Source organism: Plantibacter cousiniae (nom. nud.), from assembly GCF_977070315.1.
On sequence record NZ_CDRVEU010000009.1, the window covers coordinates 232,844 to 257,406 of the forward strand.

Consider the following 24,563-nt stretch of genomic DNA (forward strand, 5'->3'; position numbering starts at 1 on the left):
CTGAATCGCGGCAGCCAGCGTCGTGCTCGGCTACTGCTTCCATTTCTGATGCGATTGACGCCATTCGCTCATCTGAATAACTTCAGCGCTGGGCGGTGGTGTTTTGATTTCAAACGGGTAGGGTGCCAGTTCGATTTGCGCAGTGTGCGCGCCGAACAGGGTGATCGTGCCAGGGTGACGTTGCTCGCCGGTCACCGTGAACTCGAAGCCATACACGCGGGCCAGGCGTTTGCGGCCTTGAGCGTCGCGCGCGAAGGTCAGGCGGCGCAGGGCAACCGCGTCGTCCAGCAGTTGCAGCTCAAGGCGTTCGCAGTGCTGCTTGACGCGTGCCAGCGCTTTTTCGCGCAGACCATGGGCGTGCCACCACCAGGCCGCGGCGCTCGCGAACAGCATCAGCACGAAGATGTTTCCCAGGGTCAGCATGACGGAGTGCTCCAGCGTAGGAGTCGTCAGCTTAACTGTCCTGAGTGATTTACAGCCATACTGCGCGACTTATATTTCTCATTATTGCATTTGCATCGTGTTCAGGATTCCGCTCCCCATGAAACGTACGCCTCATTTGCTCGCTATCCAGTCCCATGTGGTATTCGGCCACGCCGGCAACAGCGCAGCGGTGTTCCCGATGCAGCGTATCGGGGTTAACGTCTGGCCGCTCAACACGGTCCAGTTCTCCAACCACACGCAATACAAGCAGTGGACCGGTGAAGTGCTGGCTCCGCAGCAGATTCCTGCGCTGATCGACGGGATTGCCGCCATTGGCGAACTGGGCAACTGTGACGCGGTGCTGTCGGGGTATCTGGGCAGTGCGGCGCAGGGCAGGGCGATTCTGACCGGCGTGGCACGCATCAAGGCGGCCAATCCGAAGGCGCTGTACCTCTGCGACCCGGTGATGGGCCACCCTGAAAAAGGCTGCATCGTAGCGCCTGAAGTCAGTGACTTCCTGCTGCAGGAAGCGGCGGCCATGGCGGACTTCATGTGCCCCAATCAACTGGAGCTGGACAGCTTCTCGGGGCGCAAGCCCGAATCACTGCACGACTGCCTGGCGATGGCGCGGGCTTTGCTGGCGCGTGGCCCCAAAGCGGTGGTGGTGAAACACCTCGATTACCCCGGCAAGGCCGCCGATGGCTTTGAAATGCTGTTGGTCACCGCCGAGGCCAGCTGGCACCTGCGCCGCCCGTTACTGGCGTTTCCGCGTCAGCCGGTCGGCGTGGGTGATCTGACCTCCGGGTTGTTCCTGTCGCGTGTGCTGCTGGGCGACGATCTGGTTGCAGCATTCGAGTTCGCTGCGGCCGCCGTCCATGAGGTGCTGCTGGAAACCCAGGCCTGTGGCAGCTACGAGCTGGAACTGGTGCGCGCTCAGGATCGCATCGCGCACCCACGGGTAAAGTTCGAAGCCGTGCGTTTGTAAGCGCCATACCCTCAAAGGCTCGGGCATCGATGCCCGAGCCAGAAAACTACAACGCTTCTTCCTTGATCTCCTGATAACGCTTTTCCAGTTCCTGGCGGATCTGGCGGCGTTGCTGCGCCTGGATGAAACGCCGCTTGGCATCGGCCGATTCCGGCTCCAGGGGCGGCACGCTGGCGGGCTTGCGATTGTCGTCCACGGCAACCATGGTGAAGAAGCAGCTGTTGGAATGGCGTACCGACCGCTCGCGGATATTTTCGGTGACCACCTTGATGCCCACCTCCATGGACGTGTTGCCGGTGTAATTGACCGAGGCGAGAAAGGTCACCAGTTCGCCGACATGCACCGGCTCACGGAAAATCACCTGGTCTACCGACAGCGTCACCACGTAGCGTCCGGCGTAGCGGCTGGCACATGCATAGGCCACTTCGTCCAGGTACTTGAGCAGCGTGCCACCGTGTACGTTGCCAGAGAAGTTGGCCATGTCCGGGGTCATCAATACAGTCATCGACAGCTGGGCGTTTCCGGGTTCCATAGCGTACTCACACGGTCAAGGTGTTCAAGGGGCGCCTATGCTGGCGCTCAAGGGGCTTGTGACAGTTATCGGGACGCTGGCCAACAGGCGGCCGTCACGCGTCATAACTATCTGTTTCCATATATTGCACCGCCTTTATGTCGAAGGGGGCGGTGTTAACCTGCAAAAACCTGTGGATCGGGGTTTTTCCTGCGTCTTTATCGGATTTTAATGACGAAAAGGGTAGCTGTCGCCCTGTAGGGCATGGCGATATCGGTTTGCAACGTCATCATCACAAGGAGCTTCGCCACCATGCATGCCATCAATTTCATTCAGGATCTGGCAGTGATCATGCTGGTGGCCGGCGTGGTAACCATTCTGTTCCATCGCCTCAGGCAGCCGGTGGTATTGGGCTATATCGTTGCCGGGTTCATCATCGGTCCGCACACTCCGCCGTTCAGTCTGATCCATGACGAAGAAACCATCAAAATTCTGGCCGAACTGGGGGTGATCTTCCTGATGTTCTGCCTGGGCCTGGAATTCAGCCTGCGCAAGCTGTTCAAGGTCGGTGCTACGGCGTTCATCGCGGCCTTTCTGGAAATTGCCCTGATGATCTGGATCGGTTACGAGATCGGGCAGTTCTTTGGCTGGAAAACCATGGACTCGCTGTTTCTCGGCGCGATTCTGGCGATCTCCTCCACCACCATCATCGTCAAGGCGCTCAACGACCTGAAGATGAAGAACCAGCGCTTTGCCCAGTTGATCTTCGGCGTGTTGATCGTGGAAGACATTCTCGGCATCGGCATCATCGCGCTGTTGTCCGGCATCGCTGTCAGCGGCTCGGTCAGTTCCGGGGAAGTGTTCTCCACCGTCGGCAAGCTGTCGCTGTTCATGATCGTGGCGCTGGTGGTCGGCATCCTCGTGGTGCCTCGATTGCTGTCCTATGTCGCCAGGTTCGAAAGCAACGAGATGCTGCTGATCACCGTGCTGGGCCTGTGTTTCGGCTTCTGTCTGCTGGTGGTCAAGCTGGAATACAGCATGGTACTGGGTGCCTTCCTGATCGGCGCAATCATGGCCGAGTCGCGTGAGCTGCTGAAGATCGAGCGCCTGATCGAGCCGGTTCGCGACATGTTCAGTGCCATCTTTTTCGTGGCCATCGGCTTGATGATCGATCCGGGCATCCTGCTGCAATACGCCTGGCCGATCGCCGTCATTACCGTTGCCGTGGTGCTGGGCAAGATGCTGTCCTGCGGTCTGGGTGCCTTTATCGCAGGCAACGATGGCCGTACCTCGCTGCGCGTGGGCATGGGACTGTCACAGATTGGCGAGTTTTCCTTCATCATCGCGGCGCTGGGCATGACCCTGCAGGTCACCAGCGACTTTCTGTACCCGGTGGCAGTCGCCGTGTCCGCCATCACCACCCTGCTGACACCGTATCTGATTCGCGGCGCAGACCCGTTGTCGCTCAAGCTGGCGGCGATCATGCCTCGGCGCGTTGCCCGGGTGTTCGGCATGTACGGCGAGTGGTTGCGCAGCATTCAGCCGCAAGGCCAGAGTGCAGTCCTTGCCGGGATGATCAGGCGGATTCTCTTGCAGGTCGGCGTCAACCTGGCGCTGGTGATGGCGATCTTTTTCAGCGGTGGCTATTTTGCCGAGCGTCTTGGCGGCTACATGAGCGAGTGGGTGGCCGACATCAGCCATCAGAAAGCCTGGATCTGCGGCGCGGCGCTGCTGCTGTCACTGCCGTTTCTGATTGCCGCTTATCGCAAGCTCAAGGCGCTGTCGATGCTGCTGGCCGAGATGGGGGTGAAACCCGAGATGGCGGGCCGGCATACCGTGCGCGTGCGCAAGGTCGTGGCCGAGGTGATTCCGCTGTTATCGCTGGTGGTGATTTTCGTGATGCTGGCGGCATTGTCGGCAAGCATTCTGCCGGCCAACGAACTGCTGCTGGTGGTTGGACTGATAGCCGCCTTGGTCGCCGCGTTGCTGTGGCGCTGGCTGATCCGCGTGCATACGCGGATGCAGATTGCGTTACTGGAAACACTGGGTAACCATCAAGAGAACTCCGGGCACTGAGGCCCGGAGATTCTTGAATACTGCGCAGCAGGGGTGTCTCAGCTTTCCAGCCAGACATCCCGAGCCCAGTGCCAGACCGATTCCCAGCTGTCTTCGGTAACCAGTTCTTCCTCGGCGGACCACAGCAGCACCGTGCCGTCTTCCTCGACGCAGTAATAATCGTCACCGTCCTGGCAGATCGGAATCAGCTCGCGCGGCACGCCCAAATCCCAGGCCGTGGCGGCCACGTCTGGCAGGTAGGTGTGCGACTGCGGGTCGGTCACCGTGACGGGTTCAAAGCTGCCATACACCACATCGCTGACTGTCAGGAGAAATTCCTTGAAGACAAACGGAATGTTGATGAACAGCTGTTCCTCGATCTCGACCAGTTGGTCTTCGTCAGGCAGCTCAAGCGGAACCGGAACCGGTTCATTTGCTTCACGCAGTTGTTCAATGACTTCTTCCACGACACAGATCCTCTCACTTGATGGCGCGGGTTATACAGTAGCGTAAAGCCTTTCTCAAAATAACTATCCGAACGGATAAACAAAAACCCCGGACATATCCGGGGTTCTGAACGCGAGAACGGGTTCTGGTTCAACCGTTCTGGCGAATTCCTGCCACCAGCCAGGGCTGGTTATCGCCTTGCGGGCGTTCCATGTTCCAGCTTTCGCTGAACACTTCGCCCTGGTCGAAACGCGAGGTCTTGGACACGCCCGAGAACGTCAGCGTGGCGATGGTCTTGTCGGCCCGGTCATCCACACCGTCCAGCTGGACATTGAGGTTCTCGATGTAAGTCGACTGGAAGCCGTCGCCCAGGTCCGCACGTTCCTTTTTCAGGAACTGCAGCATTTGCGGAGTGACGAACTCGGCAATCTTGTCCATTTCGTTGGCGTCCCAGTGCTGCTGCAGTGACTGGAAGTGGCCGCGAGCAGCGTCCAGGAAGCGCTGTTCATTGAACCAGGCCGGTGCGTTGACCACTGGCGCAGCGGAGGTCGGGGAAGAACTGCCGAAGATCGGGTTCTGCGCAGGCTGGCTGGTTTCACGCTGGTACGGCGCACCGGCAGCGGCCATTTTCGGCTGTTGCTGCTGACGACGACGCGCAATGAAGCGGAAGATCAGGAAGGCGATGAGGCCCATGATCAGGATGTCGAACAGTTGCAGGCCGTTGAAGCCGTCACCCATGAACATCGACGCGAGCAGGCCGCCGGCAGCGATACCGGCCAATGGGCCCAGCCAGCGCGAAGCACCGCTTGCCGCAGGGGCAGGACGGCCCGCAGCGTTAGGCGCTGCCGCAGGCGTGGAGGGGGCGGCCTGACGTGTCTGGTGCGTAGGCGCCGAGCCCATGCTCTTGCCGCCACCGAAGCGCGCGGCGTTCACATCCAGGCTCATGGTGAGCCCGATGCACAGCGCCATCGCGATGCTTAGAAAACGTTGCATAAGGGTATTCCCGTTTTGTGATTGCACGCGCGCCATGTTGCACAGCGGATGGCGACATGACCAGCGCGTTAGTGTTTCGGACTTTTACATAAACAGCGTAGGACTTTTCTACGCGCTTCGTAAGATGTGTACGAGGATTATCGTTCCTCACGCTACGGCGTGGGAACGATAGTCATGGGCGCACGGACAATGATCAACCGGCCTACAACGGCACCAGCTTCGCGTAGCCCATCATCAGCCACTTGCTGCCCTCGGGGAAGTTGACCTGCACCCGGGCCTGGGCGCCAGCGCCTTCGAAGTTGAGGATCACGCCTTCGCCGAACACCGCATGCTGGACGCGCTGGCCCATGGTGAACTCGGTTTCCGGAATGCCGGTGCCGTTGAACAGGCTGCTGCTGTTGAATTTCGGCGTGCCACCGAACGGACGGTTGACGCTGTTGGACAGTCGGACTTCCTGAATCAGCGCAGGCGGAATCTCGCGTACGAAACGCGAGACCTTGTTGTAGGTTTCGCTGCCGTACAGGCGACGCGTTTCGGCGTAGGTCATCACCAGCTGTTTCATGGCCCGGGTGATACCGACGTAAGCCAGGCGCCGTTCCTCTTCAAGACGGCCCGGTTCCTCCAGACTCATCTTGTGCGGGAACAGCCCTTCCTCCATGCCCACCAGGAACACGTGCGGGAATTCCAGGCCCTTGGCGCTGTGCAGGGTCATCAGCTGAATACTGTCTTCATGCTCCTGCGCCTGGGTGTCGCCCGCTTCCAGCGAGGCATGCCCCAAAAACGCTGCCAGTGGCGTCAGGTCTTCTTCGCTTTCGTGATTCTCGAAAGCACGGGCCGCGCTGACCAGTTCCTCAAGGTTTTCTACTCGCGCCTGACCTTTCTCGCCTTTTTCCTGCTCGTGATAGGTAATCAGCCCGGACTGTTCGATCACCGTCTGGGTCATCAGGTGCAGCGGCATTTCCATGACCTTGGCCGCGAGGTTCTCGATCAGCTCGATGAACCCGCCCAAGGCAGTGGCGGCACGTCCGGTCAGGCCCTTGTTGGCCACCAGCAGGCGCATGGCTTCCCACATTGAAACGTCGGCATGACGCGCATGTTCGCGAATCGCTTCGACGGTCTTTTCACCGATGCCGCGCGCCGGAACGTTGATCACCCGCTCCAGCGCCGCATCGTTGCCACGGCCTTCCAGCAAACGCATGTAGGCCATGGCGTTCTTGATTTCGGCGCGTTCGAAGAAGCGCTGTCCGCCATAGATGCGGTACGGAATACGCTCACGCAGCAGGGCTTCTTCGAGTACCCGCGACTGGGCGTTGGAGCGGTACAGAATGGCGATGTCGTTGCGCGAAATACCGGTTTTCAGCGCGCTCTCGATGGTCTCGACCACGTAACGCGCTTCATCGTGCTCGTTGAACGCGGCGTACAGATTGATCAGCTCGCCATCACCGACGTCGGTCCACAACTCCTTGCCCAGGCGACCACTGTTATTGATGATCAAGCCGTTGGCAGCCTTGAGAATGCTCGCCGTGGAGCGGTAGTTCTGCTCAAGGCGGATGACTTCGGTGTCCGGGAAGTCAGAGGAATACTGGTGGATGTTCTCGATCTTCGCGCCGCGCCAGCCGTAAATGGACTGATCGTCGTCGCCGACCACCATCAGGCTGTCGCCGCCCTGGGCGAGCAGGCGCAGCCATGCGTACTGCACGGCGTTAGTGTCCTGGAACTCGTCCACCAGGACGTGACGGAAGCGGCGCTGATAATGCGCCAGCAAGCCCGGGTTATCGCGCCACAGGTCGAGTGCGCGCAGCAGCAGTTCGGAGAAGTCGATGACGCCGGCCCGCTGGCAGGCGATCTCGTAGGCTTCGTAGACGCTTTTCATGGTGGTCAGGAACAGGTCGCCGCTGGCCTGAATATGTTGCGGGCGCAGGCCTTCGTCTTTCTGACCATTGATGAACCACTGGGCCTGGCGTGCAGGCCAGCGTTGTTCGTCCAGACCCAGCTCGCGCATCACGCGCTTTACCAGACGCTGCTGGTCATCGCTGTCGAGAATCTGGAAGGTCTGTACCAGCCCGGCTTCCTGCCAGTGCGCACGCAGCAAGCGGTGGGCCAGACCGTGGAAGGTGCCCACCCACATGCCAGCCGGGCTGATGCCCATCAGCTGCTCGATACGGTGGCGCATTTCGGCAGCCGCCTTGTTGGTGAACGTCACCGACAGGACCGAATGCGGGGAGGCTTGCTCGACCTGCATCAGCCATGCGATGCGATGCACCAGCACACGGGTTTTGCCGGAGCCAGCACCAGCCAGGACCAACTGACGACCCAGAGAGGCGGCTACGGCCTGACGTTGGGCATCGTTGAGGGAATTCAGAAGAAGAGAGAGATCATCGCGCATCAGCGCATTCTAGGGTGCCGCGCGATGACGGGCAAACCATGCTTTGCGTCAGGCAATAAAAATGGCGGGGCGCTGACGACCGGTCGTCGCCTGTTGCCGGGAGCGAATGCGTTGCGTCTACCTTTACCTGTGAGCAGGCAGTGTCTGACGGGCGATTTGGCCTAATGTAGGATTATTCCCACAATTGCCGCTGATAACGCCCGCACGGCACGTTTCAGCTTCGTTTAACTGGGCGGCTGGCGGGTCATGTAGTATAACTACAAGAAAGCTACAACCCAGCCCACCTCTCTTTTGCCGAGTCTGCCCCTTGAATCTGCTGCAACACATCGCCCAGTCACGTAATTTGCTGCGCAAATCGGAGCTCAAGGTAGCCGACCATGTGCTGCTCGACCCTGCGGCCGTGATGCACAGTTCCATGGCAGACCTGGCGCACAGCGTCGGTATCAGCGAGCCGACCATCGTGCGTTTCTGCCGCGCCATCGGTTGCACCGGGTTTCAGGACCTCAAGCTGAAGCTGGCGCAGAGCCTCGCGGCGGGCGCAAGTTTTGGGCAGTTCGCGATTCACGAAGACGATTCGGTCGCCGACTACAGCCTGAAGATTTTCGACACCACGCTGCACACGCTCATGGAAGTGCGTGAAAACCTCGACCCCCATGCGTTGCAATTGGCGGTCACGGCCATGGCCGGAGCCAATCGGGTCGAGTTCTACGGGTTTGGCGCGTCCGGTGCAGTAGCTGCTGATGCGCAGCACAAGTTCTTTCGTTTGCTGCTGACCGCTGCGGCGTATTCCGATCCGCACATGCAGGCGATGTCAGCCGTTACGCTCAAGCCGACCGATGTCGCGGTGTGCATTTCGCAGTCAGGGCGTTCGAAGGATCTGCTGATCACCGCCAATCTGGTCCGCGAGAGCGGCGCGACGCTGATCACCCTGTGCCCCAGTCAGACGCCGCTGGCCGAGCTGTCGTCGGTCAATCTGGCCATCGACGTGCATGAAGACACCGAAATCTACACGCCGCTGACTTCTCGCATTGCCCACCTGGTGGTCATTGATGTACTGGCAATGGGCGTTGCAATGGCGCGCGGCCCCGGTCTGGTGAACCATCTCAAAAGCGTCAAACGCAGCCTGCGTGGTTTGCGCCTGTCGCCGAAGTCGATCAAGGCTCACGAAGATTGACGTCGTTTTCAATTTGAAAACGACTTCAAGAGTCCCGCCAATGACCTGCGTTTATTGGCATGGGCCCGCGACTGGATTAATTGAGGTAATGAGTGAGTTGCATCCTGCAGGGCCAGTTTCTATCGATTCGGCTCCCGAGATGCGGTAATTGTATATTTTTGGCGTTTTTTTCCGGATATCACGTTACAAGAATTAACCAGACTGTCATGTGTTCGCTGCAGTCAGCTTGCGCAACGAAGAAAGCCCTCCCCGGAAACCCTGAGGCGTCTGGCGAGGGCTTTACTGAATCTGTTACTTGTTGATCACTGTATAACGGTCAGCTCATCGATGCTTACCAGCAACTCGTCGTCTTGATAGATACGGACGGAGGTGATGGATGCATCGCTGGGCTGGGCGTATACGGCGGGTGTCTCGCGCCCTGTCCACGGCCCCAGACCTGTCGCGTAGTAGTTGAGGTCCAGATTCAATTGGCCCGCTTCACTCGGTATGTTGCGCAGACTCAGCCATGGGAGAGAGTGACTGGCGGATGTAGGCACCAGGCCAGCCACGGTCAGCGTATTAACTTCCGGCGTTCTGTCATCACGCGCGATCCAGTTTTTGTCTTTGGTCGTCATTGGGTAGCTCCTTGCTAGTAATTGTTTAATGAGTGAGTTGCTTTCAGCAGGGCAAGTTTGTGCGTGGCGCGTCAGCGAGCGGCAATACATATATATTTTTTGAAATTTTTTTGATGAGCGCTGAACGAAAGTTCATCGATCTGTCACCTGCGTGCCGTCTGATTGTCACTGTCACGCTCCATTCTGGTGCTCCCACAAAACGTATTGGGAGACAGGATATGGCTCGGCATTACGATGATTTACCTACCAGCACCGTGAAAACCCGCCGTCAGCAGGAAGATCAGCGTCGCATGGAGTTTCGTCGGGCAATTGAAAGCTACAGTGAGGCACGTCAGCTCAATCAGGAGCTGTGTGACTACATGGATGGCATGGATAACGCTGTCTGGCAGACGATCAAGTTGCCCGCGGTCGACCGTCGAAACGCTCGACAAGCTGGCTGATCTGCGCACGTTCGGTGCGGATGAACGCAAGAAACGCATGTGCCACGGGTGAAAGGCGTTTGTCCCCGGCCTGAGCCACGCACCAGCTTCGATACAGTGGCAACTCCGCCACGGGCAGCTCCACCAGAGCGCCTGTGGCGAGTTCCTGGCAGACCGCGTGTCGGGTCAGCATCGCCAGGCCCAGCCCGGCAACCACGCATTCACGTTGTGCTTCGCTGGAAGAGACTTCCAGCGTCTGCGTGAAGTGCACGCGCTTCTCCTTGAAGAACTCCTCGCAGGCTCGTCGCGTGCCTGATCCTGTTTCCCGGGTCAGCAACGGCCATGGCTCCAGGTCTTTCAGGTTCAGCGTCGCGCGGCTGCTCAGCGAATGGTCAGGCGGTGCCACGGCGACAATCGGGTTATTCAGGAACGGCAAGAACTCCAGGCCCATGTCCAGGGGCACTGCCGACATCACCACAAGATCATCGCGGTTATCCGCCAGGCGCCTGATGACTTGCGCGCGATTGACCACCATCAGGCTCAGGCTGACTTCCGGGTGCTGGCGCTTGAAGGCGGCGAACAGGTGGGGGATGAAGTATTTGCAGCTCGATTCGACTGCCAGCTTCAACTGGCCTTGCAGTGAGCCCTGCATGTCGGAAAGCTGCATGTCCAGGCTTTCCAGGCGCCCGAAAATATCCCGGCTGGCCTGTTGCAGGGCTTGCGCCGCTTCGGTCAGGTAGAGCTTTTTGCTGACGTATTCGAACAGCGGCTGGCCGATCAGCTCTTCGAGCTGTCGAATCTGCAGGCTGACAGCGGGCTGTGTGAGCGACATTTCTTCAGCCGCACGGCTGTAGGAGCGCAGATCGCACACCTCATTGAAAATGCGTAACTGACGCAATGTCATACGCATCAATGACTTACGCATTTACAAAAGCTCCACTATCCAACCGAAGCGCTAACTATAAGCTTTTACTTATGCACCTCCCAACTTTTACTCATTTTTGTTAATCCTCGATTCGGCATAGGGTGGCTCTGCGACATTCAGTCACATACACGGTTACAAGTGTGGGTCGAGGGAAACGCCAGTGATAACAAAAATTTTGATCGCCAACCGCGGGGAGATTGCCGTTCGTATCGTGCGTGCATGCGCCGAGATGGGCATTCGCTCGGTGGCGATCTTTTCCGACGCTGACCGGCATGCCTTGCATGTCAAACGTGCCGACGAAGCCTACAGCATTGGTGCCGAACCTCTGGCGGGTTACCTGAACCCGCGCAAGTTGGTGAATCTGGCAGTGGAAACCGGCTGCGATGCGCTGCATCCCGGTTACGGCTTTCTTTCCGAGAATGCCGAACTGGCCGATATCTGTGCCGAACGAGGGATCAAATTCATCGGTCCCTCAGCCGAAGTGATTCGCCGCATGGGGGACAAGACCGAGGCCCGACGCAGCATGATCAAGGCCGGTGTGCCGGTCACGCCCGGTACCGAAGGCAACGTGGCAGATATCGACGAGGCGCTGGCCGAGGGCGAGCGTATCGGTTACCCGGTGATGCTCAAGGCCACTTCCGGGGGCGGTGGACGTGGTATCCGCCGCTGCAACAGCCGCGAAGAACTCGAGCAGGCCTTCCCGCGCGTGATTTCCGAAGCGACCAAGGCCTTCGGTTCGGCAGAAGTCTTTCTTGAGAAGTGCATCGTCAATCCCAAGCACATTGAAGCGCAGATTCTGGGCGACAGCTTTGGCAATGTGGTGCACCTGTTCGAGCGCGACTGTTCGATTCAGCGACGCAATCAGAAGCTCATCGAAATCGCCCCCAGCCCGCAGCTGACGCCCGAACAGCGCGCCTACATCGGCGATCTGTCGGTACGTGCGGCCAAGGCGGTTGGTTACGAGAACGCTGGCACCGTGGAGTTTCTGCTCGCCGAGGGCGAGGTGTACTTCATGGAAATGAACACCCGGGTGCAGGTCGAGCACACCATCACCGAAGAAATCACCGGCATTGATATCGTTCGCGAGCAGATCCGTATCGCCTCCGGTCTGCCGCTGTCGGTCAAGCAGGAAGACATCATCCATCGCGGTTTTGCCCTGCAGTTCCGGATCAATGCCGAGGACCCGAAGAACAACTTCCTGCCCAGCTTCGGCAAGATCACTCGTTATTACGCGCCCGGCGGACCTGGCGTGCGCACCGACACGGCGATTTATACCGGCTATACCATTCCGCCGTTCTATGACTCGATGTGCCTGAAGCTGATTGTCTGGGCGCTGACCTGGGAGGAGGCCATGGACCGCGGCCTGCGTGCGCTCGATGACATGCGCCTGCAAGGGGTCAAGACCACGGCTGCCTATTACCAGGAAATCCTCCGCAACCCGGAGTTCCGCAGCGGTGAGTTCAACACCAGCTTTGTCGAGAGCCACCCCGAGCTGACCAATTATTCGATCAAACGCAAACCCGAAGAGCTGGCCCTGGCCATCGCCGCCGCCATTGCCGCACACGCCGGTCTGTAAGGAACAGTGAAATGTCCAAGAAGATTTTCGTAACCGACACCATCCTGCGTGACGCTCATCAATCGTTGCTGGCGACGCGCATGCGTACCGAAGACATGCTGCCGATCTGCGACAAGCTCGACCAGGTCGGCTACTGGTCGCTGGAAGTCTGGGGCGGCGCCACCTTCGATGCCTGCGTGCGTTTTCTCAAGGAAGACCCGTGGGAACGTCTGCGCCAGCTGCGTGCGGCCTTGCCCAATACCCGGTTGCAGATGCTCCTGCGTGGCCAGAACCTGCTGGGTTATCGGCATTACAGCGATGACGTGGTCAAGGCGTTCGTCGCCAAGGCGGCGGTCAACGGTATTGATGTGTTCCGTATTTTCGATGCCATGAACGATGTGCGTAACCTGCGGGTTGCCATCGAGGCGGTGAAAGCGGCGGGCAAACATGCACAGGGCACCATCGCCTACACCACCAGCCCGGTGCATACCATCGAGGCCTTCGTGGCGCAGGCCCGGCAGATGGAAGCCATGGGCTGTGACTCGGTGGCGATCAAGGACATGGCCGGCCTGTTGACGCCTTATGCCACGGGTGAGCTGGTCAAGGCGCTGAAGGCCGAGCAGTCGTTGCCGGTGTTCATCCACTCGCATGACACGGCCGGTCTGGCCGCGATGTGCCAGCTCAAGGCGATCGAAAGCGGCGCGGACCATATCGACACGGCGATTTCCAGCTTTGCCTGGGGCACCAGCCATCCGGGCACCGAATCGATGGTGGCCGCACTCAAGGGCAGCGAGTTCGACACCGGGCTGGACCTGGAGCTGCTGCAGGAAATCGGTCTGTATTTCTACGCGGTGCGTAAGAAATATCATCAGTTCGAGAGCGAATTTACTGCAGTCGACACTCGGGTGCAGGTTAACCAGGTGCCGGGCGGGATGATCTCCAACCTGGCCAATCAGTTGAAGGAGCAGGGCGCACTCAACCGCATGAGCGAAGTACTGGCTGAAATTCCGCGCGTGCGCAAAGACCTCGGTTATCCGCCATTGGTAACTCCGACTTCGCAGATCGTCGGTACTCAGGCGTTCTTCAACGTGTTGGCCGGGGAGCGTTACAAAACCATCACCAATGAAGTGAAGCTGTATCTGCAGGGCGGGTACGGCAAGGCGCCGGGACAGGTGGATGAGAAGCTGCGTCGCCAGGCGATCGGCAATGAAGAACTGATCGATGTTCGTCCGGCCGACCTGCTCAAGCCAGAGATGACCAAGCTAAGGGCCGATATCGGCGCGTTGGCCAAGTCCGAAGAGGACGTGCTGACGTTTGCCATGTTCCCGGACATTGGCCGCAAGTTCCTGGAGGAACGCGCTGCCGGGACGCTGGCGCCGGAAGTGCTGCTGCCGATTCCCGAAGCCGGAAGCGTGGCGAAGGCAGGCGGTGAGGGCGTACCGACCGAGTTCGTCATTGATGTGCACGGCGAGACTTATCGGGTCGACATCACCGGTGTGGGCGTCAAGGCTGAGGGCAAGCGCCACTTCTACCTGACCATAGACGGCATGCCGGAAGAGGTGGTGTTCGAGCCGCTCAACGAATTCGTCGGCGGCGGGGCCAGTAAACGCAAGCAAGCCCATGCACCGGGCGACGTCAGCACGACCATGCCCGGCAACATCGTCGATGTGCTGGTCAAGGAGGGCGATGTGGTCAAGGCCGGTCAGGCAGTGCTGATCACTGAAGCGATGAAGATGGAGACCGAGGTTCAGGCGTCGGTCGCAGGCAAGGTCGTCGCCATCCACGTCGCCAAGGGCGACCGCGTTAATCCGGGCGAAGTGCTGATCGAGATCGAAGGTTGAGCTGACACCTGCGCATCATCCAAAGGTTTACCTCAGGGAAGCACTCGTGGCTTCCCTTTTTTTATTCTGGCAGGCGGGCCCAGTGGTCACGACTATCGTTCCGCACGCTCCAACGTGGAAATGCAGTTCTGGGCGCCTTGCGTCCTCAGGATCAGCGAAACGCCTCAAGCCCCTTGATCTGTTGCCCGTCAGTGAAGTTATCCACAGCCAGCCAGTTTTCAAATGCCTTTCGTAATTCAGGCCATTCGCTGTCGAGGATCGAGTACCACGCGGTATCCCTGCTCTGGCCTTTGACCACCATGTGCTGGCGGAAGGTGCCTTCGTAGCTGAAGCCGAATCGCTCGGCAGCGCGTTTGGAGCGGGCATTGTTGGCGTTGCACTTCCATTCCAGGCGGCGATAGCCCAGTGCGAAGGCCTCTCTGGCCAGCAGGTAAATGGCTTCGGTGCCTTTGGGCGTGCGTTGCATGGCGGCGCTGAAGGTGACATGACCTATTTCGATTCGCCCGTGGGCAGCGACAATCGACATCAGGCTGATGACGCCTTCGGCCTTATCGGTCTGCTGATCGACCACGGTGTAAAACCACGGATCGGTGGCTGCCTGATGCCCGGCCAGCCACGCATCGAAGGCGCTACGGTCGATGAACGGCCCGTAAGGCAGATAATCCCACAGCTTCGGGTCGGCATTCGGGCCTTCAAATGCCGCCCACAAGTCATCGGCGTGACGCGCGACATCGAGTTTTTCCAGGCGAATGAAACGACCTGTCAGTGTATGGGGCGTGGGCAATGCAGCGGCTTGCCAGTCCAGCAGGGTGTCAGACATCAGTCACTTCCTGGTTCAGAGTGCTTTGCGAAATTGTATGAGGCCGGGCCGTTCGGCGATTCGCTCGTACAACTGAATGGCCGTGGCGTTGGTTTCGTGGGTCAGCCAGTGCACCTTGTCGCAACCGTCTGCCTTGGCAGTGGCATAGACAAACTCGATCAGTCGCCTGCCGATGCCTGTTCCGCGTTTTTCGGGTGCGACGATCAGATCTTGCAGGTAACAGGCGTTGTTGATGCTCCAGTTGGAGCGGTGGTAGATGAAGTTCACCATGCCCACCGCCTCGTCACCCAGCCAGGCGAGCGCTGAGTGAGTCGGTTCGTTTGGGGCCACAAGGCGTTGCCAGGTGGTGTCGCTGACGCCTTCGGCCAGCTCGGTGTTGTAGAAGCGCAGATAGGCCTGCCACAGAGGCAGCCACGCGTGATGATCGTCGACGCTAACGGGGCGAATTCGCACATCGGTCATGAGCTGCTTCCTTCGCTCATCAAGCGAGCGATCAGTTGGTCATTTGCATCCTGGCTTGCGGCGAGGCCGTCGCGCACACCGGCGATGTCCGCAGCGTTGCGATTCTGACTGAGTTTACGTTTGCCCTGTAGCCGCTGCACCGGAATGGCGAATCCGACAATCGCTCCAAGCATTTTTGCGATGTAGTCCGCCGGCGCATCGTCAATGGACCAGGGTTGCGCCCGGCCGGATTCATGGCGATGGGTCAGGTCAGCCAGCAATTGATGCAAGTGCGCGGCGTCGGTAAAAACCTCGGCCTGCCCATAGGCATGCACGGCCACATAATTCCATGTGGGTACGACCTTGCCGTGCTCTGCCTTGCCTGGGTAGAACGACGGGCTGACGTAGGCATCGCCGCCAGGAAAAACCACCAGTGCTTCGGCGCCGGAGCTCAACTGCTGCCACTGTGGATTGGCTTTGGCCAGATGCCCGTAAAGTGTGCCTCGGGGGCCTTCGTCGCGGCGCAACAGCAGCGGCAGGTGGGTCGCCTGCAAGCCCTCTGCGCCGTCAGTGACCAGAATCGCCAGGCGCGTCTGCTCCATCTGCTGATGCAGGCTCGGTGTGTCGTTGTCCTTGAAAGCGGCGGGGATGTACATGGGGAATATCCTTGGCTGATGACCGGATCGTAGGCAAGGCATTGGTCTGATGTAAGATCCATTTTTGATAGTTTCAATAGGGCCAATGCATGCCTGGCGTCCCCGTTGCGTTTCCGTCCACGCTCACCGGTATCGCGCTGGACCCGAATCAGGGCCTGAGCAAGCAGCTTTATGGCCTGTTGCGCCAGCAGGTCCTCGATGGGCGCCTGAGCAGCGGCACGCGCCTGCCAGCCAGCCGCGATTTGGCACATTCACTGGGCATCTCCCGTAACAGCGTGATACGGGCCTACGACCAGCTGTATGCCGAGGGCTTCATTGAAGGGCGCGTTGGCGACGGCACGTATGTCGCGCAGCTCTCTGAAGCAAACGCTTCGCCTCGACGGGCAAGCCGTAAAAAACTATCCACCAACTTACCCACAGGTATATCCACAGGGTTACGCACAGGTTTGTCCACAATCGCGGCTGAAATGCCGTCAGATTCCTCCTGTGAAGTTATCCACAACCCGACACGCGCGCTGCTCGAAAAGCATCGTTTGCATGAACCACCAACGGGTAGGCCGCGGGCCTTTCGGGTAGGCGTACCGGCGTTCGATCTTTTCCCCTTTGCCTTGTGGGGCAAGCTGTATGCCGCTTTTTGGCGCAAGCCGGACCTTGCTCAGCTCGGTTATGGGTCGGCGGCGGGAGACTCGCGGTTACGTGAACTGATTGCGGTCTACCTGCGCTCATCGCGTGGGCTGCATTGCAGTGCTGAGCAAATTGTGATCACCAGTGGCGCACAGCATGCGATCAGCCTTTGTGCACAGTTGCTTCTTGCCCCGGGCGAGGGCGTCGCCGTTGAGAATCCGGGGTATCGGGCGGCCGGTCATGCGTTTGCACTGGCAGGTGCCCGATTGCACGGGGTGGCTGTGGATAACGAAGGCATGCGTTGCGCCGACCTTGAGCAGGCAGACTGCAGCCTGGCCTACGTGACACCTTCACACCAATACCCGACCGGCGTGGTGATGAGCCTGGCAAGGCGCTTGGAGTTGCTGGCCTGGGCCGAGAAGCACCAAGGCTGGATTGTCGAGGATGATTACGACGGTGAGTATCGCTACAGCGGTTCACCATTGGCACCTCTGGCCGCACTCGACCGCAACGCGCGCGTGCTCTACGTTGGGACGTTCGGCAAAATCGCCTTCCCGGCGCTGCGCCTCGGGTATCTGGTTTTGCCAGAGCAACTGGTGCCGATGTTCAGCCAGCGCAAGGCCGTGGACATGCGCCATACCGAAATTGGCGTTCAGGCGGTCATGGCGCAGTTCATTGCGTCGGGTCATTTCCAGCGACACATACGTCGCATGCGGCGCGCGGCGCTCAGTCGGCGCAATGTGCTGCTGGATAACTGGCCTGCCGATATTCCGGGATGCGCGACAATGCCCAGAGGGGTTGCCGGGCTGCATGTCATGGTCAAGGTCGACAGCGTGGCGCGTGAGCAGGCGCTGATTGCCAAGGCCAATGGCGTCGGGGTCGAAATGAATGCCCTGAGTGATTACTGGCTGCCTGATTCCACTGAGCCTGTGGATAACCGGGCCGGGCTGGTGCTGGGGTTTGCCGCAGTGCCCGAGTACGAGATGGTCGAGGCATTGAACAGGCTGCGCGAGGTCTGGTCCGAGTAGTCCCGTTGGCAGGCGTATAATCTGCGCTTTCTGTTACCTGTCCTTGAGATACCCATGAACAACTCTCTTACTGCAACACCCGGACGCAAGTTCGGCGCGCCGCTGGCCGCGCTGTTCCTGCTGCTGATGGGCGCCCAGTTCCTTCTGCTCAGTGTCGGCACCCGTCAGGTGATGCTGTGGATCGTCGGCGCGGCGTTGGGCGTAACGCTGTATCACGCGGCATTTGGTTTCACCTCGGCCTGGCGGGTGTTCATCCGCGAGCGGCGGGGTGCAGGCCTGCGCGCGCAAATGGTCATGCTGGCGGTCGCCGTTGTGCTGTTTTTCCCGGCACTGGGCGCGGGCACGCTGTTTGGCCAGCCAGTCACTGGTCTGGTTGCTCCGGTCGGGATTTCGGTCGTCGTCGGCGCGTTCATTTTCGGCATCGGCATGCAGCTGGGCGGTGGCTGTGCGTCCGGCACACTGTTCACTGCCGGTGGTGGCAATGCGCGGATGCTGGTGACCTTGCTGTTTTTCATCCTCGGCTCACTGATTGCCACCCATCACGTCGACTGGTGGTTTGCCCTGCCTTCGTTCCCGGCGGTGTCGGTGGTCAAAACCTTCGGCGTGCTGCCTGCGCTGCTGGTCAATCTGGCGCTGTTCGGCTTGATCGCCCTGGTGACCGTCAAGCTCGAAAAGCGCCGTCATGGCCAGCTTGAAACGCCGCCAGCCACGGACCATCGCGGTCTGAGTCGTGTGCTGCGCGGGCCGTGGATTCTGGTCTGGGGCGCTGTCGCGCTGGCGCTTCTCAATTACGCAACGCTGGCGTTGGCCGGTCGTCCGTGGGGCATCACCTCGGCGTTCGCGCTGTGGGGTGCAAAAGCGGCCAGCGGGCTGGGCGTAGACGTCGGCAGCTGGGTGTTCTGGCAGAGCGCTGCCAACGCCAAGGCGCTGGCAGCTCCGGTGTGGGAAGACATCACCAGTGTGATGGACATCGGCATCATGCTCGGTGCCTTGCTGGCGGCAGGTCTGGCAGGTCGTTTTGCACCCAGCCTCGATATCCCCACGCGCTCGCTGGTGGCGGCGGTCATCGGCGGCTTGCTGCTGGGCTACGGTTCGCGACTGGCCTACGGCTGCAACATCGGTGCGTACTTCAGCGGTATCGCATCCGGCAGCCTGCACGGCTGGCTGTGGCTGGTAGCGGCCTACGCCGGTAACGTCGTTGGTGTCCGCCTGCGGCCGATTTTCTTCACCGGCGAGCGTCCACAGGTGGCTCTTAATGGCTGCTGAAAACGTCTGAAACCCCGAGACAAGCGGGCCGCTTGCGAACCAACTGCCGGTTTCGTATTCAAAGGCCATGCGGTAACTGTGCGTATGCGGTTCGCTTATTTTTCGATGGGGTGGTTCTTTTGCAGCAAACGATCATTTCGAAAATCCGTTTTCTCGGCAAGACCATCGGCTACGTAGGATGGTCGCTTTTCTGGCTGTTGATCTGGGACGTGATTGTCACGGTCGACTTCATGCTCTACCTGGAACGCAAGATCACCTTGCCGTCCATGCCGTTGACCCTGCTGGGCTCGGCGCTGGTGGTGCTGACCAGCTTCCGCAACTCAAGTGCCTATAACCGCTGGTGGGAAGCCAGGACGCTATGGGGTGCGCTGGTCAACAGTTCACGCAGCTTCGCTCGGCAAGTGCTGACGCTGGTCGAGGATGATGACGGGATCAACCCGGTCAAGGCCACACTGTTGCGTCGCCATGTCGCGTATGTGAAGTGCCTGTCTGCGCACCTGAAGGGCGCCAAATGTGGTGATGAGGTTCAGATGCTGATTCCTCGCGAGGAATTCGAACGTCGTCACGACACCAACAACTTTCCCAACGACCTGCTCAATACGTCGGCTGCGCTGTTGGCCAAGGAGTATCAGGCCGGGCGGCTGGACAGCATTCGTCTGGCACGTCTGGAGTCGACCATGGTGGACATCTCCAATTGCCAGGGCGGCATGGAGCGTATTGCCAATACACCGTTGCCTTATCCGTACGTAGCCTTTCCGCGCCTGTTCATCACGCTGTTCTGCCTTATCGTACCGATTGGTCTGGTGGAGACCCTTGGCTGGTTCACGCCGCTGGCGTCGACGGTGGTGGGTTTCATGCTGTTGGCGATCGAGAAGATCGGTACTGACCTGCAGAGCCCGTTCCGTGCCAGTGAACATGAGATTCAGATGACGGCGTTGTGCGAAAACATCGAGCGCAATCTGGATTCGATGCTCAGGGGCGCGCAGGAAGAATGCAAGGCTTCATGAAGGGGTGAGGCGTCGCGCAAGTGCGTGACGCCTCGGGTAAAGCAGAAGTAGCCGCTTAACGCAGCTCGCCACACAGGTCCAGTTCGACCAGGCGCCGTACTTCCTCGGTCGTCAGGCGTGCGCCCAGCAGCGCATGCAGCTTGCCGAGCGCTGCCTCACGGGTCATGCCACCACCGGAGAGCACGCCTGCACCACGCAGTCGGCTCCCCGCTTCGTAGACATCCAGTTCGACACCGCCCTCATGGCACTGGGTAATCGCGACCACACAGACACCCAGCGCTCGGGCGTTCTCCAGGCTGGCCAGAAATTGCGGATCGTCACTTGGGCCTGTGCCGCTGCCGAAGCACTCGAGCACCAGACCGCGGATACCGCTATTGATCAAACCGTCCAGCTGAGCAGCACCGACACCTGGAAACAGTGGTAATACTGCGACCTCTGCCAGTGTCTTCGGCTGGCGATAGTTCAATGCGTCAGGGAGCGAAACCACCGCATGGCCGCCACGCGAGCGTTGCAGCGGTGCGAACGGTTGACGGCCGAAGCTGCGAATTTTCGCGCAGCGTACAGGTGTCATCAGTTGCCCGTGAAAATACAACTGAACGCCTGACACCAGACCCGACCCCAGCGCCAGCAGGGCGCCGTTGACGTTTTCCCAGGCATCGCTGTCCTGCACGCCGGCAGGCAGCATAGAGCCGGTGAACAGCACCGGTGCGCTGAACCCCAGCAACTGGAAGCTCATCGCCGCTGCGCTGTACGCCAGGGTGTCGGTGCCATGCAGAACCAGCACCGCATCGCAACCGTCGACCTCAACCGCCTCGATTACCGCCTCGCGCAGACGCAACCAGTAGGAAGGCGTCATGTTGGCGCTGTCGATCAGCGGCGACATCTCGCGAAAGTGCCACTGCGGCACCACCAGTTCCGGGTGCTCGGCCAGTTGCCCGGCCATTCGCGCTTCGAAACCGGAGGCCGGTGCCAGGCCGTTGGCGCTGGCCTGCATGCCAATGGTGCCGCCGGTGTAAAGAACCATTACGCGTTGGGCTGGTTGTTGTGCGTCATGAGGCATGGCTCGACTCCGGCGTAGTGTCGCGGTGGTTATCGTGCTTCGGGTACAGGCTTGGCTGCCGCTTCGGCATCCTGTGTCGACTGACGCGTCGGATTGGCCGGCCATGCGTTGCGGTCCAGGTCCAGATCAGGGAACTGGCTGGAATCGAACACCGGCGTCTTGACTCCGGCCCGACGTTGCGCATCGTAGTCGTTCAAAATGCGCTTGACGACTTTGAACAGCATTGCGAGCGCGATCAGGTTGACGAACGCCAGCATGGTCATGGTGATGTCGGCGAACGCCAGTACATCTTTCAGGTCGACGACGGCACCCCACATGATCAATACCAGCACCGCGATACGGTAGATGATGATGGTCTGGATCTTCTCGCCAAACAGGAACCGCAGGCTGTTTTCGCCCAGGTAGTAGTTGTAGAGAATCGAGGTGAAGACGAACAGTGCCAACGCCACGCTGATGAAGATTCTGCCCCAGTCACCGACTACGGCTGCCAGCGAGTTCTGTGCCAGAACGATACCGTTGCCGTCGTAGCCGATGTCGTAGATACCGGACAGAAGAATCAGCAAGGCGGTGCAGGTGCAGATCACGAAGGTGTCGAGGAACACGCTGAACGCCTGAACCACGCCCTGCGCTACCGGGTGCTCGACGTGTGCCACGGCAGCCACGTTGGGCGCGCTGCCCAGACCGGCTTCGTTGGCGAAGACGCCACGTTTGACGCCCATCACGATCGCGCTGCCGATCAGGCCGCCGAATACCGGATCAAGGCCGAAGGCGCTTCTGACGATGGTCATCAGCATGCCGGGAACGTGGTCGATCTGCAGGACGATGACGTAGATGGTGACCGCGATGTAGATCAGGGTCTTGACCGGAACCAGCAGGTCGGAAATAGCCGCGATACGCTTGATGCCACCAATGAAGGCCAGGCCCAGCAGTACGACCAGACAGATGCCGGTGGTTCGGGTGTCGACGTTGAACGCGCTTTTCAGCGAGTCGGTCACAGCGTGCGATTGCAGGCCGTTGAAGGCAAAACCGAAGGTCACCAGCAGCAGTACGGCCATGACCATGCCCAGCCAGCGTTTACCCAGACCGTGCTGGATGTAGAACGCCGGACCGCCACGGAACTGGCCTTCGGAATCCTTGCGCTTGTAGAGCTGAGCGAGGGAGCACTCGATGAAGCTGCTGGCCATGCCGACCAGTGCGGTCACCCACATCCAGAACACGGCACCCGGACCGCCGAGCGTCACGGCAATGCCGACGCCTGCGATGTTACCGGCACCGACGCGGCCCGCAAGGCTGAGCATCAGGGCCTGAAACGAACTCAACTGGCCCGCGCTGCTGCGCAGACTGTCGCGAAAAACCGAGAACATGTGGAAAAAGTGTCGAAACTGAACGAAACGCGAGCGGATCGTGAAGTAACTACCCAGGCCTACGATAAGTACGATCAGTACTTTACCGGAGAGAAAGTCGTTAATCATTTCCAGCATTTTTGTTATTCCTCGCTACTTTTGAGGGGGCGCACTATACCGGTGCAAAGTTTTTACGTCTGTAGTCGCTTTCTTGTACGGCTGATTCTTCATTCGCGACGATGAATGAATACTTCCACGGATGGCTCCGCAAAAGTGGTGTGCCGAAGGCTCTGGGTCCAGTGTCGGAGCCCTTTGCTGCGGGCAAAAAAAAGGGTCTGGAGAATCACTCCCAGACCCTCAAAAAATTGAGGGGTGTCTAGGCCCTCAATCTGGTGAGCAGGTTGCGCAGGTCATTCCCTGTCAGGCCTTCAAGGGGGCCAGACGGGGAGCGATCATGTTTTCCGGGCGCAGGATGTCGTCGAGCATGGCGTCGTCGAGCAGACCTTCTTCACGCACCAGTTCCAGCACGCCGCGGCCGGTTTCCAGCGCGATGCGGGCGATACGGGTGGAGTTTTCGTAACCGATGTAGGGGTTCAGGGCGGTGACCAGACCGATCGAATGCTCGACCAGCTCGCGGCAGCGCTGTTCGTTGGCGGTGATGCCGACGATGCAGTGCTCGCGCAGCATGTCCATGGCGCGCTGCAGCAGACGGATCGAGTCGAAGATCTTGTAGGCGATCAGCGGCTCCATCACGTTGAGTTGCAGTTGTCCGCCTTCGGCAGCCATGGTCAGCGACAGGTCGTTGCCGATGATTTCGAAAGCAACCTGATTGACCGCTTCCGGGATCACCGGGTTGACCTTGCCGGGCATGATCGAGCTGCCTGGCTGGCGTGCCGGCAGGTTGATTTCGTTGATGCCGGTGCGCGGGCCGCTGGACAGCAGGCGCAGGTCGTTGCAGATTTTCGACAGCTTGACCGCGGTACGCTTGAGCATGCCCGAGAACAGCACGAAGGCGCCCATGTCGGAGGTCGCTTCGATCAGATCGGCAGCAGGCACCAGAGGCTGACCGCTGATGAGCGCCAGACGATCGACCGCCAGCTTCTGATAGCCGGGGTCGGCGTTGATGCCGGTACCGATGGCGGTTCCGCCCAGGTTCACTTCGGTCAACAGCTCGGGTGCCAGGCTGCGCAGGCGGTTGAGGTCTTCAGTCAGGGTGGTGGCAAAGGCGCGGAATTCCTGACCCAGGGTCATTGGAACGGCGTCCTGCAACTGGGTGCGGCCCATCTTCAGCACATGGTTGAATTCTTCGCCCTTGGCGGCGAAGGCCTGAATCAGGCTGGACAGGCTGGCGAGCAGGGCGTCGTGACCCAGCAGCAGACCCAGACGGATCGCGGTGGGGTAGGCGTCGTTGGTCGACTGCGCCATGTTGACATCGTTGTTGGGGTGCAGGTGTTTGTATTCGCCTTTCTCGAAACCCATGGTTTCCAGAGCGATGTTGGCGATGACTTCGTTGGCATTCATGTTGGTGGAAGTGCCAGCGCCGCCCTGAATCATGTCGACCACGAACTGATCATGGAAGTCGCCGCGGATCAGGCGGGCGCAGGCCTCGCTGATCGCCGCATGCTTGGCGTCATTGAGGTGTCCGAGCTGATGGTTTGCATCTGCTGCCGCCTGCTTGACCATGGCCAGCGCGACTACCAGTTTCGGGTAGTGCGAAAGCGGCACGCCGGAGAGGTGAAAGTTGTTCACCGCTCGCAGGGTCTGGATGCCGTAATAAGCGTTGGCAGGTACTTCGAGAACACCAAGCAGGTCTTTTTCGATGCGCGATGATGCAGGCGAGGACATGATAAAAAAAGTCTCAAAAAGGCACGGACAATGCCGGAACGCCACGAATAGTGGGCTTGCCGTCTTCGATTGACCAATGCTGTTAAACGCTGGCCTATGCAATAACGGCATAATCAGCGCGTGACCTGGATTCCGTTCAGTGCGT

The 24,563-nt window shown here is 59.6% G+C and carries 22 protein-coding genes; 9 read left to right on the forward strand and 13 right to left on the reverse strand.

The features are described 5' to 3' along the window. Window positions 1-30: 30 nt before the first annotated feature. Window positions 31-423, reverse strand: coding sequence for a DUF3301 domain-containing protein (locus ACW55A_RS18310; protein WP_003367929.1), 393 nt, complete (start codon window positions 421-423; stop codon window positions 31-33). Between the two features lie 118 nt (window positions 424-541). Between ACW55A_RS18310 and pdxY the strand changes: the two genes are divergently transcribed. Continuing rightward, window positions 542-1,408, forward strand: coding sequence for a pyridoxal kinase PdxY (gene pdxY, locus ACW55A_RS18315; RefSeq protein ID WP_054082256.1), 867 nt, complete (start codon window positions 542-544; stop codon window positions 1,406-1,408). A gap of 46 nt (window positions 1,409-1,454) precedes the next feature. Here the strand turns inward: pdxY and ACW55A_RS18320 are convergent, their stop codons facing one another. After that, window positions 1,455-1,940: an acyl-CoA thioesterase gene (locus ACW55A_RS18320; RefSeq protein WP_003367933.1), complete on the reverse strand. Its 486-nt coding sequence runs from the start codon at window positions 1,938-1,940 to the stop codon at window positions 1,455-1,457. A gap of 291 nt (window positions 1,941-2,231) precedes the next feature. On the opposite strand from ACW55A_RS18320, the gene ACW55A_RS18325 reads away from it, so the two are divergent. After that, window positions 2,232-3,995: a cation:proton antiporter gene (locus tag ACW55A_RS18325; RefSeq protein ID WP_003432818.1), complete on the forward strand. Its 1,764-nt coding sequence runs from the start codon at window positions 2,232-2,234 to the stop codon at window positions 3,993-3,995. A 38-nt stretch (window positions 3,996-4,033) separates the two neighbouring features. On the opposite strand, the gene ACW55A_RS18330 is transcribed toward ACW55A_RS18325, so the two are convergent. The 3 genes from ACW55A_RS18330 to uvrD all read right to left on the reverse strand — a co-directional run bounded on the left by ACW55A_RS18330 (window position 4,034) and on the right by uvrD (window position 7,800). Further along, window positions 4,034-4,441: an SMI1/KNR4 family protein gene (locus ACW55A_RS18330; protein WP_498811502.1), complete on the reverse strand. Its 408-nt coding sequence runs from the start codon at window positions 4,439-4,441 to the stop codon at window positions 4,034-4,036. A 130-nt stretch (window positions 4,442-4,571) separates the two neighbouring features. Next, window positions 4,572-5,414 (reverse strand): Tim44 domain-containing protein, encoded by an 843-nt coding sequence (locus ACW55A_RS18335; protein WP_498811503.1) that lies wholly within the window; start codon window positions 5,412-5,414, stop codon window positions 4,572-4,574. 202 nt (window positions 5,415-5,616) lie between these two features. Further along, on the reverse strand, window positions 5,617-7,800 hold the full coding sequence (gene uvrD, locus ACW55A_RS18340) for a DNA helicase II (RefSeq protein ID WP_455809161.1): 2,184 nt from the start codon (window positions 7,798-7,800) through the stop codon (window positions 5,617-5,619). 307 nt (window positions 7,801-8,107) lie between these two features. Here uvrD and hexR point away from each other — a divergent pair, with 307 nt between their 5' ends. Beyond that, window positions 8,108-8,974 (forward strand): transcriptional regulator HexR, encoded by an 867-nt coding sequence (gene hexR / locus ACW55A_RS18345; protein ID WP_003367945.1) that lies wholly within the window; start codon window positions 8,108-8,110, stop codon window positions 8,972-8,974. Window positions 8,975-9,276: 302 nt separating this feature from the next. On the opposite strand, the gene ACW55A_RS18350 is transcribed toward hexR, so the two are convergent. Then, window positions 9,277-9,588, reverse strand: coding sequence for a hypothetical protein (locus ACW55A_RS18350; protein WP_003432821.1), 312 nt, complete (start codon window positions 9,586-9,588; stop codon window positions 9,277-9,279). 218 nt (window positions 9,589-9,806) lie between these two features. On the opposite strand from ACW55A_RS18350, the gene ACW55A_RS18355 reads away from it, so the two are divergent. After that, window positions 9,807-10,028 (forward strand): PA3496 family putative envelope integrity protein, encoded by a 222-nt coding sequence (locus ACW55A_RS18355; RefSeq protein WP_004419261.1) that lies wholly within the window; start codon window positions 9,807-9,809, stop codon window positions 10,026-10,028. Here ACW55A_RS18355 and ACW55A_RS18360 read toward each other — a convergent pair. Next, window positions 9,982-10,932: a LysR family transcriptional regulator gene (locus ACW55A_RS18360; RefSeq protein WP_498811504.1), complete on the reverse strand. Its 951-nt coding sequence runs from the start codon at window positions 10,930-10,932 to the stop codon at window positions 9,982-9,984. The two genes, ACW55A_RS18355 and ACW55A_RS18360, sit on opposite strands and share 47 nt — an antisense overlap. 160 nt (window positions 10,933-11,092) lie before the next feature. Between ACW55A_RS18360 and ACW55A_RS18365 the strand changes: the two genes are divergently transcribed. Both ACW55A_RS18365 and oadA read left to right on the forward strand, forming a co-directional pair. Further along, window positions 11,093-12,508, forward strand: a complete 1,416-nt coding sequence (locus ACW55A_RS18365; protein WP_003367950.1) for an acetyl-CoA carboxylase biotin carboxylase subunit — start codon at window positions 11,093-11,095, stop codon at window positions 12,506-12,508. An 11-nt stretch (window positions 12,509-12,519) separates the two neighbouring features. After that, window positions 12,520-14,328 carry a sodium-extruding oxaloacetate decarboxylase subunit alpha gene (gene oadA / locus ACW55A_RS18370; RefSeq protein ID WP_003432826.1) on the forward strand — a complete coding sequence of 603 codons (1,809 nt, stop codon included), beginning with the start codon at window positions 12,520-12,522 and terminating at the stop codon, window positions 14,326-14,328. A gap of 151 nt (window positions 14,329-14,479) precedes the next feature. Here the strand turns inward: oadA and ACW55A_RS18375 are convergent, their stop codons facing one another. The 3 genes from ACW55A_RS18375 to ACW55A_RS18385 are packed head-to-tail and all read right to left on the reverse strand — an operon-like array spanning window position 14,480 to window position 16,245. After that, a complete protein-coding gene (locus ACW55A_RS18375; RefSeq protein WP_003421433.1) occupies window positions 14,480-15,148 on the reverse strand; it encodes a GNAT family N-acetyltransferase in 669 nt (222 codons plus the stop codon). A 15-nt stretch (window positions 15,149-15,163) separates the two neighbouring features. Beyond that, window positions 15,164-15,610, reverse strand: a complete 447-nt coding sequence (locus ACW55A_RS18380; RefSeq protein WP_058398165.1) for a GNAT family N-acetyltransferase — start codon at window positions 15,608-15,610, stop codon at window positions 15,164-15,166. Beyond that, on the reverse strand, window positions 15,607-16,245 hold the full coding sequence (locus ACW55A_RS18385; protein ID WP_003367958.1) for an FMN-binding negative transcriptional regulator: 639 nt from the start codon (window positions 16,243-16,245) through the stop codon (window positions 15,607-15,609). The genes ACW55A_RS18380 and ACW55A_RS18385 overlap by 4 nt, the downstream gene beginning before the upstream one ends. Window positions 16,246-16,334: 89 nt before the next feature. On the opposite strand from ACW55A_RS18385, the gene pdxR reads away from it, so the two are divergent. From pdxR to ACW55A_RS18400, 3 genes are all read left to right on the forward strand, one after another. Beyond that, the gene (pdxR, locus tag ACW55A_RS18390) at window positions 16,335-17,897 is read left to right on the forward strand and encodes a MocR-like pyridoxine biosynthesis transcription factor PdxR (RefSeq protein ID WP_455809166.1); all 1,563 of its coding nucleotides are present in this window, start codon (window positions 16,335-16,337) and stop codon (window positions 17,895-17,897) included. A 54-nt stretch (window positions 17,898-17,951) separates the two neighbouring features. Continuing rightward, window positions 17,952-19,163, forward strand: coding sequence for a YeeE/YedE family protein (locus ACW55A_RS18395; protein ID WP_003432829.1), 1,212 nt, complete (start codon window positions 17,952-17,954; stop codon window positions 19,161-19,163). Between the two features lie 119 nt (window positions 19,164-19,282). Further along, the gene (locus ACW55A_RS18400; RefSeq protein ID WP_003316074.1) at window positions 19,283-20,170 is read left to right on the forward strand and encodes a bestrophin family protein; all 888 of its coding nucleotides are present in this window, start codon (window positions 19,283-19,285) and stop codon (window positions 20,168-20,170) included. Window positions 20,171-20,225: 55 nt separating this feature from the next. Here ACW55A_RS18400 and ACW55A_RS18405 read toward each other — a convergent pair whose 3' ends face one another. The 3 genes from ACW55A_RS18405 to aspA form a co-directional block, all read right to left on the reverse strand. Then, complete coding sequence (locus ACW55A_RS18405; protein ID WP_003432830.1) at window positions 20,226-21,230, reverse strand: asparaginase; 1,005 nt, start codon at window positions 21,228-21,230, stop codon at window positions 20,226-20,228. Window positions 21,231-21,259: 29 nt separating this feature from the next. Further along, window positions 21,260-22,711 (reverse strand): alanine/glycine:cation symporter family protein, encoded by a 1,452-nt coding sequence (locus ACW55A_RS18410; protein ID WP_054082252.1) that lies wholly within the window; start codon window positions 22,709-22,711, stop codon window positions 21,260-21,262. 282 nt (window positions 22,712-22,993) lie between these two features. After that, the gene (aspA, locus tag ACW55A_RS18415) at window positions 22,994-24,418 is read right to left on the reverse strand and encodes an aspartate ammonia-lyase (RefSeq protein ID WP_003432831.1); all 1,425 of its coding nucleotides are present in this window, start codon (window positions 24,416-24,418) and stop codon (window positions 22,994-22,996) included. Window positions 24,419-24,563: the final 145 nt, after the last annotated feature.

Coding starts and splice junctions, on each gene's coding strand:
- ACW55A_RS18310 (WP_003367929.1), bottom strand. CDS start 423: ATGCTGACCCTGGGAAACATCTTCGTGCTGATGCTGTTCGCGAGCGCC.
- pdxY (WP_054082256.1), top strand. CDS start 542: ATGAAACGTACGCCTCATTTGCTCGCTATCCAGTCCCATGTGGTATTC.
- ACW55A_RS18320 (WP_003367933.1), bottom strand. CDS start 1,940: ATGGAACCCGGAAACGCCCAGCTGTCGATGACTGTATTGATGACCCCG.
- ACW55A_RS18325 (WP_003432818.1), top strand. CDS start 2,232: ATGCATGCCATCAATTTCATTCAGGATCTGGCAGTGATCATGCTGGTG.
- ACW55A_RS18335 (WP_498811503.1), bottom strand. CDS start 5,414: ATGCAACGTTTTCTAAGCATCGCGATGGCGCTGTGCATCGGGCTCACC.
- uvrD (WP_455809161.1), bottom strand. CDS start 7,800: ATGCGCGATGATCTCTCTCTTCTTCTGAATTCCCTCAACGATGCCCAA.
- ACW55A_RS18350 (WP_003432821.1), bottom strand. CDS start 9,588: ATGACGACCAAAGACAAAAACTGGATCGCGCGTGATGACAGAACGCCG.
- ACW55A_RS18355 (WP_004419261.1), top strand. CDS start 9,807: ATGGCTCGGCATTACGATGATTTACCTACCAGCACCGTGAAAACCCGC.
- ACW55A_RS18360 (WP_498811504.1), bottom strand. CDS start 10,932: ATGCGTAAGTCATTGATGCGTATGACATTGCGTCAGTTACGCATTTTC.
- oadA (WP_003432826.1), top strand. CDS start 12,520: ATGTCCAAGAAGATTTTCGTAACCGACACCATCCTGCGTGACGCTCAT.
- ACW55A_RS18375 (WP_003421433.1), bottom strand. CDS start 15,148: ATGTCTGACACCCTGCTGGACTGGCAAGCCGCTGCATTGCCCACGCCC.
- ACW55A_RS18380 (WP_058398165.1), bottom strand. CDS start 15,610: ATGACCGATGTGCGAATTCGCCCCGTTAGCGTCGACGATCATCACGCG.
- ACW55A_RS18385 (WP_003367958.1), bottom strand. CDS start 16,245: ATGTACATCCCCGCCGCTTTCAAGGACAACGACACACCGAGCCTGCAT.
- pdxR (WP_455809166.1), top strand. CDS start 16,335: ATGCCTGGCGTCCCCGTTGCGTTTCCGTCCACGCTCACCGGTATCGCG.
- ACW55A_RS18395 (WP_003432829.1), top strand. CDS start 17,952: ATGAACAACTCTCTTACTGCAACACCCGGACGCAAGTTCGGCGCGCCG.
- ACW55A_RS18405 (WP_003432830.1), bottom strand. CDS start 21,230: ATGCCTCATGACGCACAACAACCAGCCCAACGCGTAATGGTTCTTTAC.
- ACW55A_RS18410 (WP_054082252.1), bottom strand. CDS start 22,711: ATGCTGGAAATGATTAACGACTTTCTCTCCGGTAAAGTACTGATCGTA.
- aspA (WP_003432831.1), bottom strand. CDS start 24,418: ATGTCCTCGCCTGCATCATCGCGCATCGAAAAAGACCTGCTTGGTGTT.